Annotated in this window: 13 protein-coding genes; 9 read left to right on the top strand and 4 right to left on the bottom strand. The window is 68.8% G+C overall.

Going from position 1 to position 17,139, the window contains the following annotated elements; all coding sequences use genetic code 11:
- Positions 1-4: 4 nt before the first annotated feature.
- Positions 5-2,014, top strand: a complete 2,010-nt coding sequence (locus tag CP970_RS11215) for an ATP-dependent DNA helicase (RefSeq protein ID WP_055544951.1) — start codon at positions 5-7, stop codon at positions 2,012-2,014.
- Positions 2,015-2,159: 145 nt separating this feature from the next.
- On the opposite strand, the gene lexA is transcribed toward CP970_RS11215, so the two are convergent.
- Entirely contained in the window at positions 2,160-2,945 is a 786-nt protein-coding gene (gene lexA / locus CP970_RS11210) for a transcriptional repressor LexA (protein ID WP_030778599.1), read from the bottom strand.
- A gap of 495 nt (positions 2,946-3,440) precedes the next feature.
- Between lexA and nrdR the strand changes: the two genes are divergently transcribed.
- A complete protein-coding gene (gene nrdR / locus CP970_RS11205) occupies positions 3,441-3,986 on the top strand; it encodes a transcriptional regulator NrdR (RefSeq protein ID WP_055544950.1) in 546 nt (181 codons plus the stop codon).
- A 137-nt stretch (positions 3,987-4,123) separates the two neighbouring features.
- Positions 4,124-7,015 (top strand): vitamin B12-dependent ribonucleotide reductase, encoded by a 2,892-nt coding sequence (locus CP970_RS11200; protein WP_055544949.1) that lies wholly within the window; start codon positions 4,124-4,126, stop codon positions 7,013-7,015.
- Between the two features lie 199 nt (positions 7,016-7,214).
- Here CP970_RS11200 and CP970_RS11195 read toward each other — a convergent pair whose 3' ends face one another.
- Positions 7,215-7,742: a TerD family protein gene (locus CP970_RS11195; protein ID WP_055544948.1), complete on the bottom strand. Its 528-nt coding sequence runs from the start codon at positions 7,740-7,742 to the stop codon at positions 7,215-7,217.
- Positions 7,743-7,859: 117 nt separating this feature from the next.
- On the opposite strand from CP970_RS11195, the gene CP970_RS11190 reads away from it, so the two are divergent.
- Both CP970_RS11190 and CP970_RS11185 read left to right on the top strand, forming a co-directional pair.
- The gene (locus CP970_RS11190; RefSeq protein WP_055544947.1) at positions 7,860-8,681 is read left to right on the top strand and encodes an arylamine N-acetyltransferase family protein; all 822 of its coding nucleotides are present in this window, start codon (positions 7,860-7,862) and stop codon (positions 8,679-8,681) included.
- Between the two features lie 33 nt (positions 8,682-8,714).
- A complete protein-coding gene (locus CP970_RS11185) occupies positions 8,715-9,320 on the top strand; it encodes a YdbC family protein (RefSeq protein WP_055544946.1) in 606 nt (201 codons plus the stop codon).
- Positions 9,321-9,369: 49 nt separating this feature from the next.
- Here CP970_RS11185 and CP970_RS11180 read toward each other — a convergent pair whose 3' ends face one another.
- Entirely contained in the window at positions 9,370-9,999 is a 630-nt protein-coding gene (locus CP970_RS11180; RefSeq protein ID WP_055544945.1) for a TetR/AcrR family transcriptional regulator, read from the bottom strand.
- Positions 10,000-10,257: 258 nt separating this feature from the next.
- On the opposite strand from CP970_RS11180, the gene CP970_RS11175 reads away from it, so the two are divergent.
- From CP970_RS11175 to CP970_RS11160, 4 genes are all read left to right on the top strand, one after another.
- Positions 10,258-11,883, top strand: a complete 1,626-nt coding sequence (locus tag CP970_RS11175; protein WP_055544944.1) for an ABC-F family ATP-binding cassette domain-containing protein — start codon at positions 10,258-10,260, stop codon at positions 11,881-11,883.
- 34 nt (positions 11,884-11,917) lie between these two features.
- Positions 11,918-12,577: a histidine phosphatase family protein gene (locus tag CP970_RS11170; protein WP_055544943.1), complete on the top strand. Its 660-nt coding sequence runs from the start codon at positions 11,918-11,920 to the stop codon at positions 12,575-12,577.
- Positions 12,578-12,589: 12 nt separating this feature from the next.
- Positions 12,590-13,498, top strand: coding sequence for an ADP-ribosylglycohydrolase family protein (locus tag CP970_RS11165; RefSeq protein ID WP_055544942.1), 909 nt, complete (start codon positions 12,590-12,592; stop codon positions 13,496-13,498).
- A 210-nt stretch (positions 13,499-13,708) separates the two neighbouring features.
- Positions 13,709-15,430 carry a DUF4153 domain-containing protein gene (locus CP970_RS11160; RefSeq protein ID WP_398654922.1) on the top strand — a complete coding sequence of 574 codons (1,722 nt, stop codon included), beginning with the start codon at positions 13,709-13,711 and terminating at the stop codon, positions 15,428-15,430.
- A gap of 81 nt (positions 15,431-15,511) precedes the next feature.
- On the opposite strand, the gene CP970_RS11155 is transcribed toward CP970_RS11160, so the two are convergent.
- Positions 15,512-17,068, bottom strand: a complete 1,557-nt coding sequence (locus CP970_RS11155; RefSeq protein WP_055544962.1) for an MFS transporter — start codon at positions 17,066-17,068, stop codon at positions 15,512-15,514.
- Positions 17,069-17,139 lie beyond the last annotated feature (71 nt).

The following is a 17,139-nucleotide window of genomic DNA, read 5'->3' as shown; positions in this document are numbered from 1 at the left end:
CGCTATGACGAAGCCCTCCCTCCCCGAGCTCCTGCACGCCGCCGTCACCGCTGTCGGCGGCACGGAACGCCCTGGCCAGGTGTCCATGGCCGAGACCGTCGCCGAGGTGATCGACGACGGCTCCCATCTGCTCGTCCAGGCCGGCACCGGCACGGGCAAATCCCTCGGCTATCTCGTACCGGCGCTGGCGCACGGGGAGCGGGTGGTCGTCGCGACGGCCACCCTCGCCCTGCAGCGCCAGCTCGCCGAGCGGGACCTGCCGAGGACGGTGGAGGCGCTGCATCCACTGCTGCGCCGCCGTCCTCAGTTCGCGATGCTCAAGGGGCGCTCGAACTATCTCTGCCTGCACCGCCTCCACGAAGGCGTGCCGCAGGAAGAGGAAGAAGGTCTCTTTGATCAGTTCGAGGCGGCCGCGCCCACCAGCAAGCTGGGCCAGGACCTCCTGAGGATGCGGGACTGGGCCGACGAGACGGAGACGGGCGACCGCGACGACCTCACCCCCGGGGTCTCCGACCGGGCCTGGTCGCAGGTGTCCGTCTCCTCCAGGGAGTGCCTCGGCGCCTCGAAGTGTGCCTACGGAGCGGAATGCTTCGCCGAGGCCGCGCGTGAGCGGGCCAAGCTCGCCGAGGTCGTCGTCACGAACCACGCACTGCTCGCGATCGACGCCATCGAAGGCGCCCCGGTCCTGCCCCAGCACGAAGTGCTGATCGTGGACGAGGCGCACGAGCTGGTCTCCCGGGTGACCGGCGTGGCCACGGGCGAGCTCACCCCGGGACAGGTCACCCGCGCCGTTCGGCGTGCCGCCAAGCTCGTCAACGAGAAGGCGGCCGACCAGCTCCAGACCGCCTCCGAGGGCTTCGAGCGGCTGATGGAGCTGGCTCTGCCCGGCCGCCTGGAAGAGATCCCCGAGGACCTCGGGTACGCGCTGATGGCCCTGCGCGACGCCGCCCGCACGGTCATCACGGCACTGGGTTCCACCCGGGACAAGTCGGTCCAGGACGAGGACGCGGTCCGCAAGCAGGCGCTCGCCTCCGTCGAATCGATCCACGACGTGGCGGAGCGCATCACGAACGGCTCCGAGTACGACGTCGTCTGGTACGAGCGGCACGAGCGCTTCGGCGCCTCCCTGAGGGTGGCGCCCATGTCCGTCTCGGGGCTCCTGCGCGAGAAGCTCTTCGCCGACCGTTCGGTGATCCTCACCTCCGCCACGCTCAAGCTCGGCGGCGACTTCAACGGAGTGGGTGCCTCCCTGGGCCTCGCTCCGGAGGGCATCGAATCCGAGGACGCCCCCGTCTGGAAGGGCCTGGACGTCGGCTCGCCGTTCGACTACGGCAAGCAGGGCATCCTGTACGTCGCCAAGCATCTGGCCCGTCCGGGACGCGAGGGCACGCGCAGTGACATGCTCGACGAGCTGGCAGAGCTGATCGAGGCGGCCGGTGGCCGCACGCTCGGGCTGTTCTCCTCGATGCGTGCCGCCCAGAGCGCCGCGGAGGAGCTGCGGGGCCGTCTGGACAAGCCCATTTTGCTGCAGGGCGAGGAGACCCTGGGCGAGCTGATCAAGAGTTTCGCCGCCGACCCGCAGACGTGCCTCTTCGGGACACTCTCCCTGTGGCAGGGCGTCGACGTGCCGGGTGCCAGCTGCCAGCTGGTGATCATGGACAAGATCCCGTTCCCGCGCCCCGACGACCCGCTGATGAGCGCACGCCAAAAGGCGGTGGACGAGGCCGGAGGCAATGGCTTCATGGCCGTCGCGGCGACCCATGCAGCCCTGCTGATGGCCCAGGGCGCGGGCCGCCTCGTACGGGCGTCAGGCGACCGCGGCGTGGTGGCCGTCCTGGACCCCCGCCTGGCCACCGCGCGCTACGGCAGCTACCTGCGGGCCTCACTGCCCGATTTCTGGTACACGACGGACCGCAATCAGGTGCGTCGTTCCCTGGCCGCGATCGACGCTGTGGCGAAGGCGGCGGACGATACGAAGGTGGCGGACAAGGCGGAGGTGGCGGACGAGGCCTAGCCTCGCTCTGCCCGGGCGCCTCGCTCTACCTGGTGGAGCCTGGCGTCCGGGTGATGCCCGGATACAGCAGGCCGTGCCCCCCCCGGATACAGCAGGGCCCCGGAACCGGCGCAGTTGGTCCCGGGGCCCGGTCAGGGGCGGTCTCTCACACCCGCCTCAGCACCGCCACGACCTTGCCGAGGATCGTCGCCTCGTCGCCGGGGATCGGCTGATACGCGGAGTTGTGCGGCAGCAGCCACACGTGACCGTCCTCGCGCTTGAAGCGCTTGACCGTGGCTTCGCCGTCCAGCATCGCCGCCACGATGTCGCCGTTCTCGGCGACGGGCTGGCGGCGCACGGTGACCCAGTCGCCATCGCAAATGGCGGCCTCGATCATCGAGTCGCCGACGACCTTCAGCACGAAGAGCTCTCCGTCACCGACGAGCTGCCGGGGGAGGGGGAAGACGTCCTCCACCGACTCCTCGGCGAGGATCGGCCCACCTGCGGCGATACGGCCGACGAGCGGGACGTACGAAGCGGCTGGCTTGCCCGTGGTGTCGGTGGGCTGGCTGCTCGGCTGGTCCGAGCCGCGCACCTCGTACGCGCGCGGGCGGTGCGGGTCGCGGCGGAGGAAGCCCTTGCGCTCCAGGGCCATCAGCTGGTGGGCGACCGACGACGTGCTGGAGAGCCCGACCGCCTGCCCGATCTCACGCATGGACGGCGGATACCCCCGCCGCTGGACGGAATCCCTGATCACCTCGATCACCCGGCGCTGCCGGTCGGTGAGCCCCGAGCTGTCGGCGCGGATTCCTGGAGGTCGGCCCGGCAGGGAGCGTGTGGGCTTGGGCCCCTCCTGGTTCGTGGCTGCGTCATTCATGGCATGCACCGGCTCGAGTCGGCTCTGGGAGCGGTCCTGGGCAGTGATGGTGGCGCTGTCTGCGGTGGTGGTCACGTCGGTCGGCCCCTCTCGAGATGTTCTCTCCCTAGCTAGCCAACGGTAGTTGCTTTCGAAAGGTTGCGCCAAACACACGTTCGAGTGAAAAATTGCAGATTACCTGACGTGATCATGTGCCCAGGTGTATGGCTAGCGCTCGGACCGAATGCCAATTCGGTTCATTACGGTACGCTTCACCGCCGGGACGCCAGCCCCTCGGTGGAGCCTCCATAGTGCCATCCGGCGCCCCGTCAGCCCGGCACCGGCCCCCTTTCCGGGCGGTGCGGGCGCGGCTGCGTATGCCTGTCACGGTCTGAGGCGGCGCGACACGCGATTGGTGTCGGAAAAGCGGCCAAACCCCAGATCTAGTGGTTGGATTGCAACAGCGGCCCAGAAGTTGTGGTCCCTGGTCTTTCGAGGCTCCGGGGATCGCCTATGCTTGGGGCTGCTTCGAGGGCCCCGAGGGCCTGTTGAAGCTTATGAGTCGTGCCGTGAAGGAGGGTTGGGAGTTCCATGCACTGCCCCTTCTGCAGGCACCCCGACAGCCGTGTAGTCGACAGTCGCACCACTGACGACGGCACGTCGATCCGCAGGCGCCGTCAGTGCCCCGACTGCTCCCGTCGTTTCACGACCGTGGAGACGTGCTCACTGATGGTGGTCAAGCGCAGCGGCGTGACCGAACCCTTCAGTCGTACGAAGGTCATCAATGGCGTCCGCAAGGCATGCCAGGGGCGGCCGGTGACCGAGGACGCCCTCGCTCTGCTCGGCCAGCGGGTCGAAGAGGCGGTGCGCGCCACCGGAAGTGCCGAACTGACCACTCATGACGTGGGCCTGGCCATACTGGGTCCGCTGCAGGAGCTCGACCTCGTCGCCTACCTGCGCTTCGCGTCCGTGTATCGGGCCTTCGACTCGCTCGAGGACTTCGAGGCCGCCATCGGGGAGCTGAGGGAACAGCGGCTCGACGCCGAGCCGTGCGACGCGGACGGAGAGCGCGCCGTGAATGACTGCGGGCCCGGAGGGACTGTAGAAGTCCCGGTGCCCGCCACCGCCGCCGACTGACCGGCTGACCGACCGGCCGGCGGCGAACCAGACCTGTTGTGGGTGTCATCTGCGATGCCCGCAACATCAGACACACATCCGTGCCACGGGAAGAACGTGGCACTTCAGGGCGTTTTAGCCTGATACAGGGAGGCGGCATGACCGAGACGACGAGCGGCCCGGCACGAGGTTCCCGCGCCAAGGGATCCAAGGCCAGCAAGGGTCTGCGTATCGAGCGCATCCACACGACGCCCGGCGTGCATCCGTACGACGAGGTGGTCTGGGAGCGCCGTGACGTCGTCATGACCAACTGGCGCGACGGCTCGGTCAATTTCGAGCAGCGTGGCGTCGAGTTCCCCGACTTCTGGTCGGTGAACGCGGTCAACATCGTCACCAGTAAGTACTTCCGCGGGGCCGTCGGTACCCCGCAGCGCGAGACCGGCCTCAAGCAGCTGATCGACCGCATCGTGAAGACCTACCGCAAGGCCGGCGAGGACTACAGCTACTTCGCCTCGCCCGCCGATGCCGAGATCTTCGAGCACGAGCTGGCGTACGCCCTCCTGCACCAGATCTTCAGCTTCAACTCGCCGGTCTGGTTCAACGTCGGAACGCCCCAGCCGCAGCAGGTGTCCGCCTGCTTCATCCTGGCCGTCGACGACTCCATGGAGTCGATCCTCGACTGGTACAAGGAAGAGGGCATGATCTTCAAGGGCGGCTCCGGCGCCGGCCTGAACCTGTCCCGCATCCGTTCCTCCAAGGAACTGCTGTCCTCCGGAGGCAACGCCTCGGGTCCCGTCTCCTTCATGCGCGGTGCCGACGCCTCCGCAGGAACGATCAAGTCCGGTGGCGCCACGCGCCGCGCGGCCAAGATGGTCATCCTCGACGTCGACCACCCCGACATCGAGGGCTTCATCGAGACCAAGGTGAAGGAAGAGGAGAAGATCCGCGCCCTGCGTGACGCGGGCTTCGACATGGACCTGGGCGGGGACGACATCACGTCCGTCCAGTACCAGAACGCCAACAACTCGGTCCGTGTGAACGACACGTTCATGAAGGCGGTCGAGGAGGGCGGCAAGTTCGGCCTGACGTCCCGCATGACGGGCGACGTCATCGAGGAGGTCGACGCCAAGTCGCTCTTCCGCAAGATGGCCGAGGCCGCGTGGGCGTGTGCCGACCCCGGCATCCAGTACGACGACACCATCAACGCCTGGCACACCTGCCCGGAGTCCGGCCGGATCAACGGCTCGAACCCGTGCAGCGAGTACATGCACCTGGACAACACGTCCTGCAACCTCGCCTCGCTGAACCTGATGAAGTTCCTGAAGGACGACGGCAAGGGCACCCAGTCCTTCGACTCCGAGCGCTTCTCGAAGGTCGTCGAGCTGGTCATCACCGCGATGGACATCTCCATCTGCTTCGCGGACTTCCCGACCCAGAAGATCGGCGAGAACACCCGCGCCTTCCGTCAGCTGGGCATCGGCTACGCCAACCTCGGCGCCCTGCTCATGGCCACCGGTCACGCGTACGACTCCGACGGCGGCCGTGCCCTCGCCGGTGCCATCACGTCGCTGATGACGGGTACGTCGTACAAGCGCTCCGCGGAGCTCGCCGCGGTCGTCGGTCCGTACGACGGCTACGCCCGCAACGCCACGCCGCACAAGCGCGTCATGAAGCAGCACGCCGACGCCAACGCCTCGGCCGTCCGCATGGACGACCTGGACTCGCCGATCTGGGCCGCCGCCACGGAGGCCTGGCAGGACGTCGTCCGCCTCGGTGAGAAGAACGGTTTCCGTAACTCCCAGGCGTCGGTCATCGCCCCGACCGGCACCATCGGTCTCGCGATGTCCTGCGACACCACGGGCCTGGAGCCGGACCTCGCCCTGGTGAAGTTCAAGAAGCTCGTCGGCGGCGGCTCGATGCAGATCGTCAACGGCACCGTGCCGCAGGCGCTGCGTCGCCTGGGCTACCAGGAGGAGCAGATCGAGGCGGTCGTCGCCCACATCGCCGAGAACGGCAACGTGATCGACGCCCCGGGTCTGAAGACCGAGCACTACGAAGTCTTCGACTGCGCCATGGGCGAGCGTTCCATCTCCGCGATGGGGCACGTCCGCATGATGGCCGCGATCCAGCCGTGGATCTCGGGCGCCCTCTCCAAGACGGTCAACCTTCCGGAGACCGCCACCGTCGAGGACGTCGAAGAGGTCTACTACGAGGCCTGGAAGATGGGCGTCAAGGCGCTTGCCATCTACCGCGACAACTGCAAGGTCGGCCAGCCCCTCTCCGCCAAGAAGAAGGAGCAGGAGAAGGCCGAGGTCACCGAGAAGACCGAGGACACGATCCGTGCCGCGGTCGAGAAGGTGGTCGAGTACCGCCCCGTCCGCAAGCGCCTTCCCAAGGGCCGCCCGGGGATCACCACCTCCTTCACCGTGGGTGGCGCCGAGGGCTACATGACCGCCAACTCCTACCCGGACGACGGTCTCGGCGAGGTCTTCCTGAAGATGTCCAAGCAGGGCTCGACCCTCGCGGGCATGATGGACGCCTTCTCCATCGCCGTCTCGGTCGGTCTGCAGTACGGCGTGCCCCTGGAGACGTACGTTTCCAAGTTCACGAACATGCGCTTCGAGCCGGCCGGTATGACGGACGACCCGGACGTGCGGATGGCGCAGTCGATCGTCGACTACATCTTCCGCCGCCTGGCGCTGGACTTCCTGCCCTTCGAGACCCGCTCCGCGCTCGGCATCCACTCCGCCGAGGAGCGCCAGCGGCACCTGGAGACGGGCTCGTACGAGCCCGCCGAGGACGAGGTCGACGTCGAGGGTCTTGCCCAGTCCGCCCCGCGGCAGACCGAGGCGCTGAAGGCGGTCTCCACGCCTAAGGCCGAGGCGGTCGTGCCTGCCTCGCAGCAGGCGCACACCAGCGCCGAGCTCGTCGAGATGCAGCTGGGCATCCAGGCCGACGCCCCGCTCTGCTTCTCCTGCGGTACGAAGATGCAGCGGGCCGGTTCCTGCTACATCTGCGAGGGCTGCGGCTCGACCAGCGGCTGCAGCTGACCCGGTGGGGTCTGGTCGGACGCGCCTCCGGCCAGACCCTCAAGGGGTGCTGACGCGCAGCGGTGGCTGACCCGTAGCGGCAGCTGATCCACAGCGCACGAAGGGGACCGACGCACCGTCGGTCCCCTTCGCCGTGTCCGGGTGGTATCAGACCGTGGCGACCTGTCCGCAGGCCAACAGGAAGGCCTCCGGCGCAGCGTCAGAGCTCGCTTCCCATGAGTGCGGCGAACGACGTCGGGTCGGCGTCGAAGCCCCGGAGGACCTCGCGGAACAACCATGCTCCGGACTCGTCCCGTGCGAACTCGGCGATGACCGCAGCCGTGGACCGCGAGACGTCGCCCAAGTCGCTCTGGGCCAGGTCGGTGTGACCTTCACGGATCCGGACCATCGTGTTCGCGATGTCGCCGAACACCCTCTGCTCTTCCTGCTGTTGTATCGCCACGCCCACCACGACCCGGGAGTACGTGGACGAGAGCCGGTCGAGCTCCAGGGTCATCACCTCGTCGAAACCGAAGCCCTGTCCCGTCCTGCTGTCGCGGTTGAGCGTGATGGTGCCGTCCGGTGAGCGGCTGTCGAAGTGCACGAGATAGACAGGGCTGCCGTACGGAGCGTCCGTCGCGTACGTCGCGGTGATGATGTCGAGATCGTTGGGCGGCTCTCCGGCCGGGCTCGGATCCCATTTGAGACCGATTTCGACCTTCGAGATCCCCTTGTTGACACTGCTCACCGGACTTCCCCCTTCTCGTGCTCTGACCACGGTGGACTCGCTCGGCAAGTCCAAGGCACACGCTACGGCGTACGACAGCCGGTTGGCGCGGGATCCGGTGATGCGGATCATTGCCCCATGACATGGAACGGGGAAGAACTCGATATCGACTCCTACGTGGCGCGACTCGGGCACAAGGGAGAGCTGAAGCCGGACCTGGAGACGCTGCGCGCGCTGCACCGGGCGCATGTGGCGGCGATTCCCTTCGAGAACCTGGAGATGATGCTTGGCCGACCGGTCCCGCTCGAACTGGCGGCCCTCCAGGACAAGTTGGTGCTCAGGCCGCGCGGCGGCTACTGCTACGAACAGAACCTGCTCTTCGCGGCGGCCCTGGAGCGCATCGGCTTCAGTGTCACCGGACTTGGCGCCAGGGTCAGGGCCGGGGCGTCCGCCACGCGCGCGGTGACGCACATGCTCCTCAAGGTCGAGGCGGACGGCGAGGAGTGGCACTGCGACGTCGGCTTCGGCGGCGACGGACTCCTGGAGCCGATCCCGCTGCGTGAAGGAACCGAATCACGGCAAGGAGAGTGGCGCTTCCGGCTCGACCGGGAGGTCAACGGCGTTCTGGTGCTGCGGACGTGGCGGTCCGACGGGTGGTTCGACCTCTACGCGTACACGGGGGAACCGCGCCTGCCCGTCGACTACGTAGTCATGAACCACTACACCTCGACCCACCCGAGGTCGTCGTTCATGCGTCGCCCCGTGGTGCAGAAGGCCGGCCCGCAGGCGAGGCGCAGCCTGGTCGGCGATCGATTTTCGGTGACGCATCCTGACGGCTCGGTGGCCGAACGAAGCGTTCCTGTGGGCGAATTGACGGATATTCTCGCTCAGGAGTTCGGTGTCGAGCTGACTGCCGAGGAGATGGCCACGCTGATCCGGGTGCACTACGCCGGAGCGTGACCCGGGCCATGCTCCGCGCCGTACGATGGCGCGGTGCTGGTCAAGTGGATTCGCTGCACCGTGGTGGACCGTAGGGGGTTCGAGCGAGGGCAGCGGAAGTGGGCGGGGCTTTTGGGCGAGCCGGGATTTCGAGGACAAGGCGGGGGGTGGAGTCGGGGACGGCCGGGTGTGGCCCATGTCTTCGCCTTCTGGGAGAGCCGCGCCTTCTACGACTCCTTCATGGCTCGCTCGCACGACCGCCTGGCGGCCGCGCAAGGAGGCACCTACAGAAACCTCCAGGCCAAGCTCTTCGACCACCGTTTCGACGTGAAGACAGGGTTCGAGCCGCGCTTCACGGACGCGGACGTGGTGCGGGTGGCGCACTGCCGCATCCGTGAAGCACGCGTCGACCACTTCGCGTTGATGCAGGAGAAGGTCTGGAATCCGGCGATGGCCGGATCGCCGGGGATGGTGCGGGGCCTCTTCGGAGAGGCACCCGGACACGAGTTCATGGTGCTTTCCATGTGGCAGTCGGCCGCCGAGCACGGGAAGTACCGGGCCGAGCGGGTGGAGCGACTCTCGCTGAGAGCTCAGACAGACGCCGATGTCGCGGCCCTCGCGGGCGACATCGTCGAGCTGGAACCGGCTTGGACAGTGTGACTCTTCCGGTCCCCATCGTGGCGTACGGGTGGTCGGCGCGGAGGAATCGTCATCGCCTGTTGTAGGCACCGGCGCGCGTGGCGGCGAGTGCCGCGGCCGCCGACTGGTCGGCGAGCGCCGAGTCGATCGGCTCCCGGGTGATGAACACACGGAGCAGGAGAGGCGCGGAGACCGCGCGGACCAGGGCCGCCGCGTCGATGTCCGTGTCCGCCTCTCCGCGTTCCACCGCCCGTGCGACCACGGCCGTGCAGCGGGTGAACCGCTCGGCGTAGAAGGCGTGCAGGGCCTGCGCGGCCCGCTCCGACTGGAAGGCCGCAGCGACGAACGCGGTGGGCGCGGAGGCGGCCGAGCTGTCGGAGAAGGAGTCGACCACCTCGCGGGCGAGTTCGCGTAGATCGCCCTCCAGGCTGCCGGTGTCCGGCGGAACCCACGAGTCCTCGCCCGCCATGTCCAGGGCGTCGGCGACCAGTCCTTCGAGACCGCCCCAGCGACGGTACAGCGTGGTCTTGTGGACGCCGGAGTGATCGGCGACGTACTCGACGGTGAGGCCCGGGTAGCCGTGGTCGGCGAGGCCGGTCAGTACGGCGTCGCGGACGGCGGCGCGAGTGCGGGCCGTACGGCCGCCGGGGCGCCGGGTGCCGGGCGCGGGCGGCACGGACTCGGTGGCGGTGGATGCCACCTCGGTTCCGCCTGCCCCAGTTCCGCCTGCCTCAGTTTCGGCTGTCCCTGTTCCGTCTGCCTCTGTCGGGCTTGCGCCTCGACCGCGCTGACCAGCTGGAACACGCTTGTCCGTCATTGATCTTCCTTCTCTTCCACCTCATGCGCGGACCAGGAACGTCTCACGTACGGAACTCAATGGCAACTCGTGTTGCATTAGCTCGGCGGCCGTGTCAGACTCATCGTAACGCGACAGAGGTTGCGTTTATTTGGAGTGGACATGAATGCGGGGGTGCCTTTGCCTACTCAGATTTCGTTGCACGGCGTGACCAAGGCTCGTGGTGAACGGCAGTTGTTCGATGACGTGTCCCTCGCGGTCCGCCCGGGCGAGCGCATAGGCGTAGTGGGGGAGAACGGCGCCGGGAAGTCCACGCTGCTCCACCTGATGTCCGGCCGCCAACTGCCCGACGAGGGCGAGGTCGTGGCCGTCGCCGAGCGAGGAGCGGGGTTCCTCGCGCAGACACCGCAACTGCCCCCGGACAGCCGCGTCGGGGACACGATCGATGCCGCACTGGCCGAACTGCGCTCCATGGAGCAGCGGTTGCGCGACCTCGAGGCCGATCTCGGTACCGCGACCGAGCAGACCCTGGGCGACTACGGAGATCTGCTCACGGCCTTCGAGCTGCGCGGTGGCTACGAGGCGGACGCGCGTGTGGACAAGGCGATGCACGGACTTGGCCTCGCCCACATCGACCGGGACCGGATCCTGGGCAGCCTGTCCGGTGGCGAACAGGCCCGGCTCGGCTTGGCGTGCCTCATCGCGGCGGCACCCGAAGTCATGTTCCTGGACGAGCCGACCAACCACCTGGACGAGGACGCCCTGGACTGGCTGGAAGATGCGCTCGGGGCGCACCGAGGCACCGTGATCGCGGTCTCGCACGACCGCACCTTCCTGGAGCGCGTCGCCACCGCGATTCTCGAAGTGGACGCCGACCGCCGCTCGGTCGTGCGGCACGGCGGCTATCAGGGCCTTCTCGCGGAACGGGCGGCCGCCCGTCGCCGCTGGGAGCAGGAGTACGAGGAGTGGTGCGTGGAGACGAGCAGGCTCCAGGAGTTCATGGCGACGACGGCCCATGCCGTGGCCGGCGGCCGCGGCATGAAGGACAACAACAAGATGGCGTACGACCGGGCGGGAGGCCGTGTCCAGGCCTCGGTCGCCGGACGGGTGCGCAACGCGCAGGAGCGACTCCGTCGGCTGCGCGAGCATCCCGTGGCCAGACCGCCAGAGCCGCTGCGCTTCACGGCACGCCCGGTCGCGGGAGCGGCCGAAGGGGCGCTGGTGACTCTGCGCGACGTACGCGTGGGCGAGCGCCTCGCCGTGGACGAGCTCACGGTGTCGGCAGGCGAGCGTCTGTTGATCCACGGGGGCAACGGAGCGGGGAAGTCCACGCTGCTGCGGACCATGGCGGGCGTTCTGGAACCGGACGAAGGGACCGTCGTCCGCAGAGGCAGGATCGGGTATCTCGCGCAGGAGATACCCGTGGGGGCGCCTGCCGAGCCGGTGCTCGCGGTGTTCGGCAGAGGGCTGGGGCTCACCGAGGAGGAGCAGGCGGAACTGATCCTTTCGTATGGACTGTTCCGGCCCCGTGACCTGCACGTCCCGGTGGGGTCGCTCTCCGCGGGGCAGCGTCGGAGGCTGGCCCTCGCCCGGCTCCTGGCCAGGCCCGCGGACCTGCTGCTGCTCGACGAACCCGCCAACCATCTGGCGCTCGGCCTGGTGGAGGAGCTGGAGACGGCGCTGGACCAGTGGGCAGGGGCCCTGGTCGTCGTGTCGCACGACCGACTGCTGCGTCGGCGCTTCACGGGTCGAATACGCCGGATGGAGTCCGGACGGCTACCCGGTTGAGCCGGTCGGCAGGGAGCCGATCTAGGGTCTTCTTATGGCACGCCCGCGGCGCATCATCCTGGTCCGGCACGGCGAGTCGGCGGGAAACGCCGACGACACCGTGTACGAGCGCGAGCCCGATCACGCGCTCGCACTCACCGAGACGGGCTGGTCCCAGGCGGCGGACACCGGCAAACGCCTGCGGGAGGTGCTCGGCAGGGAGCGGGTGAGCGTGTACGTCTCTCCCTACCGCCGCACCCACGAGACCTTTCAGGCCCTGCGGCTCGACCCGGAGCTGGTGCGCGTGCGGGAGGAGCCGAGACTGCGGGAGCAGGACTGGGGCAACTGGCAGGACAGGGACGACGTACGGCTGCAGAAGGCCTATCGCGACGCGTACGGACACTTCTTCTACCGCTTCGCACAGGGTGAATCGGGGGCCGATGTCTATGACCGGGTAGGAGCTTTCCTGGAGAGCCTCTACCGGAGCTTCGAAGCCCCGGACCATCCGCCGAACGTCCTGCTGGTCACCCATGGTCTGACCATGCGGCTGTTCTGCATGCGCTGGTTCCACTGGTCGGTCGCCGAGTTCGAGTCGCTGTCCAACCCGGGGAACGGTGAGATGCGGATGCTGGTTCTCGGGGACGACGGCAAGTACACGCTGGACCGTCCCTTCGAACGCTGGCGCGAACCCGAGCCGTACGGCATCACCGGATAGAGTGGCAGGGCGATGACCGCTGACTCTTCTCCCGACCGGCGCCTGGAGCGCGCTCTGGCCAGCCTGCGCGGACTGGCGGTGGGGGACGCGCTGGGCTCCCAGTTCTTCGTGCCCGCGCACTACCCGCTACTCAAGCGACGACAGCTGCCGGACGCTCCATGGCAGTGGACCGACGACACCGAGATGGCCTGCTCCGTGCTGGCCGTCCTCATCAGGCATCACCGGATCGACCAGGACGCGCTGGCCCGGTCCTTCGCCGAGCACCACGACGTCGACCGGGGGTACGGCCCTGCCGTGAACCGGCTGCTGCGGCAGGTCGGTGACGGCGGGGACTGGCGGGAGCTGGCTTCCGCGCTCTTCAAGGGGCAGGGGTCCTGGGGGAACGGAGCGGCCATGCGGATCGCGCCGCTCGGGGCCTGGTACGCGGACGACCCGGAGCAGGCGACGCACCAGGCGGAGATCTCCGCCTACCCCACGCACCAGCACCGGGAAGCCGTCGTCGGGGCCATGGCGGTGGCCGCGGCCGCGGCGTTGACGGCCGACCCCGCTGGGCCGCCCACGCCGAAGGCACTGCTCGACGGAGTCATCGCCCTGGTGCCGCGGAGCGCCGTCGGCGCCGGTCTGCGCAGGGCGCGGGACATGCTCGACTACGGAGACTCCGCGACGGTCGCCGCGGTGCTGGGGTGCGGACGTCGTACGACGGCCCATGACACGGTGCCGTTCGCGCTGTGGTCGGCCGCCCGCGGGCTCGGGGCGTACGAGCGGGCCATATGGGACACCGCTCAGGTCGGCGGCGACATGGACACGACGTGCGCCATCGTGGGCGGCGTGGTCGCTTCCGGTGCGGGCGGGGCACCTCCCGAGGAGTGGCTCGAGCGAACCGAGGCATTGCCGGACTGGGTTCCCGTCGGCGTGAGCTGACCTCGGACACGGGCGTCCGGGCGGCACTGTCACGGTCCTGCCACAGGGGAGGCCCGGGGCAGGAGCCGCCGTCGGCCGCGCGGCTACTGTGGGGCGGGCCGCCAGTTGATCTTGACTTGCGTGCGTTGAACGAGATGCCGGTCCCGGCCATCCCACGGCTCTGTGTACGTGCCGTGAGGTGCGCCTGCGGACCGGCCGGGAGGGGGTCCCGTGGCTGAAACACCAGACGGACGCGACGGTCCGGGCGGGTCTGAACCGTCCGACGCTGTTCCGTCAGATGCGCCTGTTCCGTCGGGCGGGCCAGTTCTGTCGGGTGGGGAAGGCCCATCGGGCGGGCCAGTTCGGTCCGAGGCGTCGGCTCCGTCAGATGGCGAAGAGCCGCGCCCCAGCCCGGGACGGCCCACCGGGAACGGAGTTCCTGGGCCGCGCGCGGGGTGGGATTATCCGGCGCCCTCCCACACGCCGCTGCTCGCCGACCTGCGGTCGAACCCGCCCGTCCCGGTCCGCACGGCCACACTGTGCGCGGTGCTCGCCACCGGCGTACTGAGCATGCTGCTTCTCGGCGACGGGCTGGCGCTCAACCTGCTGATCGTCGCCGTGCCCGCCGCGCTCGCCGCCTACTTCGCCGCGCAGGCGGCAGGACGCAGACCGCGGCCCTGGTCGCTGGCGTGGGCCGTCGGAGGTCTCGCGCTGCTGGTCGTGCCCGCGCTGCGCGACGCGGGATGGCCGTCGTTCCTCGCGATCGTCTCCGCGGTCGCGCTCGGCTCGCTCGCGCTGCACGGCTCCAGGACCTGGCTCGGCGTACTCCTGAGCCCTCTCGGCATCTTCGACGCCGTCTTCAGCGGGGTTCGCTGGGGCTGGCAGGGGCTGCGTCGGCGCTCGGGCAGCGCACGAGGCTTTGGCCCCGTGCTGCGCGCGGCCGCGGTGACCGCCGTGCTGCTCCTGGTCTTCGGGGCGCTGTTCGCCGGGGCCGATGCAGCCTTCGCGGATCTGCTCGGGGACCTGATACCCGACGCCTCCCTCGAGGGCAGTCCCTGGCGCTTCCTGCTCCTGATCGTCGGTGTGGTCGGGGCGCTGGCCGCCGCGCACACGGCCGCCGCTCCCGTGCGCTGGGACCGGCTGGTGGTGCAGCCCGGCCGCGCCCGCGGCCGGGTCGAGTGGGCGCTGCCGCTGATCGTGCTCAACGTGCTGTTCGCCGCGTTCAACGCCGTGCAGCTGGCCGTGCTCTTCGGCGGATACGACGCGGTGCTCGACAAGACCGGACTCACATACTCCGCCTATGCGCGGCAGGGATTCTGGCAACTGCTCCTCGCCACCCTCCTGACGCTGCTTGTCATCGTCTTCGCGCTGCGCTGGGCCCCTCGCGACGGAGCCGGGGACCGGACGCTGGTGCGTGGCGTGCTCGGCACCCTCTGCGCACTGACGCTGGTCGTGGTGGCGTCCGCGGTCCGCCGGATGGACATGTACGTAGAGGCGTACGGGCTGACCAGGCTGAGGATCTCGGTCGTCGCGGGGGAGCTGTGGCTCGGCGTGGTCATCCTGTTGATCATGGCGGCCGGGATCTGGGGCACCCGTTGGCTGCCGCGCGCCGTCGCCGCGAGCGCCGCGGCCGGTGTGCTCGCGTTCGGCCTGCTGTCACCGGACGCGCTGATCGCCGAACGCAACGTGCAGCGTTACACAGAGACCGGCAAGTTCGACTTCGACTACATGGGGCAGCTGTCCGCCGACGCGGTGCCCGCCCTGGACAAGCTGCCGGAGCCCCAGCGTTCCTGCGCGATCGAGGCCATCATGGACGGACTCGGCGCGGAGAGCCGCCCCTGGTACGCGACGAGCCTGGGGGAGTCCCGAGCCCGGCGCATCGTCGAGGAGCGGCCGTCCCCGGCGTCTTCCGGGCTCTGTGACGGGGCGAGCACTGATCCCACGTACCGCTAGATCCCATGTACGGCCAGTGCCAGGAGGGTCCCGGGCGGCGGAGAACGGTCGACCGGGACCCCCTGCGTGGAGCCGTGTCCGTCAGCCGCCCGCCGGGCCTGCCGCGCTCGCCGTGCCCGCGAGCGCGTCGAGGTCGCTCTTGCGTACGCGGATCACCAGGAGGGCGGTGACCAGGGCGAGGACGGCCATGGCGGCGGCCGGGATGAAGGCGGTGGAGATGCCCTGGGAGAGGACTTCGTGGCTCCAAGGGGCCGGGAGTTCGTGGGTCTTGGCGAATGCGGCCTTCTGTTCGGGCGAGGCGTGTGCCATGAAGTCCGCCACCTGCTTCTCGGCCTCGTTGCGGCTCGCCGTGCCGAACACCGTGGTCAGGATGGAGAGTCCGAGTGAACCACCGACCTGCTGCATGGCGTTGAGCAGCCCGGATGCCGCGCCCGCTTCGTGAGGGGCGACTCCGGAGACCGCTGTCAGTGTCAGTGTCACGAAGTTCAGGCCCATGCCGAAGCCGAACAGCAGCATCGGGCCGAGTACGCCACTGACGTACGAACTGTCCGGGCTGATCAATGTCTGCCAGCTGAGCCCGATGGCGACGATGAGCGAGCCTGTGACCATGAACGGCTTGGGTCCGAGCACCGGAAGGAATTTCTGCGACAGGGCGGCGCCAAAAGCGATCACGACCGTCACCGGCAGGAAGGCCAGGCCCGCCTCGATCGGGGTGTAGTCCAGGACGTTCTGGACGAAGAGCACGATGAAGAAGAACATGCCGAACATCGCCGCGGCCAGACACAGCATGATCACGTAGGTGCCCGAGCGGTTGCGGTCGGCGAACATCCTGAGCGGAGTGATCGGTTCCTTCGCCCGGCGCTCGATCAGCACGAAGGCCAGGAGCAGCACGACCGCCGCTCCGAACGACCCCAACGTGAGCTCGTCGCGCCAGCCCTCTTCGGACGCGCGGATGAATCCGTAGACCAGGGAGGCCATGCCCGCCGTCGAGGTGAGTGCGCCCAGGAAGTCGAAGCGGCCCGGGTGGCGCTCGGATTCACTGATGTAGAGCGGGGTGAGTACGGCGATCAGGACCCCGATGGGCACGTTCACGAACAGGACCCAGCGCCAGTCCAGCCATTCGGTGAGCATGCCGCCCGCCAGCAGGCCGATCGCGCCGCCGCCTGCGGAAACGGCGGCGAAGACGCCGAACGCGCGGTTCCGCGCGGGGCCCTCGGGGAAGGTGGTGGTGATGAGCGCCAGCGAGGTGGGCGAGGCGATCGCACCGCCCACGCCCTGCAGGACGCGCGCGGCCAGCAACTGCCAGGGCTCCTGGGCGAATCCGCCCAGGAGCGAGGCGAGTGTGAAGAGGAGGATGCCGGTCATGAAGACACGGCGACGCCCCAGAATGTCACCGGCGCGGCCGCCGAGCAGCAGCAGACCGCCGAAGGTGAGGGTGTAGGCGCTGACGACCCACGTGAGGTCGGTCGTCGAGAATTTGAGCGCGCCCTGTATGTGGGGCAGCGCGATGTTCACAATCGTCGCATCCAGGACCACCATGAGTTGGCAGGCCGCGATGACGGTGAGAGCTATGCCGGGATGCCCCTCTCGGCGGGCGGCCCCGGGCTTTTGATTGTGCGTCAATTGAGAGGCGGTCATCATGATCCCCCGCAAGCGCCATAGTGAACGGTTCCGTTCACTGTCCTGAAAGACGGTAGTGACTCCCCCTC

It is taken from the genome of Streptomyces kanamyceticus, assembly GCF_008704495.1.
Taxonomy (GTDB): Bacteria; Actinomycetota; Actinomycetes; order Streptomycetales; family Streptomycetaceae; genus Streptomyces; species Streptomyces kanamyceticus.
The sequence above is the reverse complement of the archived record's forward strand: the minus strand, read 5'-3'. Positions and strand labels throughout refer to the sequence as shown.

Coding starts and splice junctions, on each gene's coding strand:
- CP970_RS11215 (WP_055544951.1), top strand. CDS start 5: ATGACGAAGCCCTCCCTCCCCGAGCTCCTGCACGCCGCCGTCACCGCT.
- nrdR (WP_055544950.1), top strand. CDS start 3,441: ATGCACTGCCCCTTCTGCAGGCACCCCGACAGCCGTGTAGTCGACAGT.
- CP970_RS11200 (WP_055544949.1), top strand. CDS start 4,124: ATGACCGAGACGACGAGCGGCCCGGCACGAGGTTCCCGCGCCAAGGGA.
- CP970_RS11190 (WP_055544947.1), top strand. CDS start 7,860: ATGACATGGAACGGGGAAGAACTCGATATCGACTCCTACGTGGCGCGA.
- CP970_RS11175 (WP_055544944.1), top strand. CDS start 10,258: ATGAATGCGGGGGTGCCTTTGCCTACTCAGATTTCGTTGCACGGCGTG.
- CP970_RS11170 (WP_055544943.1), top strand. CDS start 11,918: ATGGCACGCCCGCGGCGCATCATCCTGGTCCGGCACGGCGAGTCGGCG.
- CP970_RS11165 (WP_055544942.1), top strand. CDS start 12,590: ATGACCGCTGACTCTTCTCCCGACCGGCGCCTGGAGCGCGCTCTGGCC.
- CP970_RS11155 (WP_055544962.1), bottom strand. CDS start 17,068: ATGACCGCCTCTCAATTGACGCACAATCAAAAGCCCGGGGCCGCCCGC.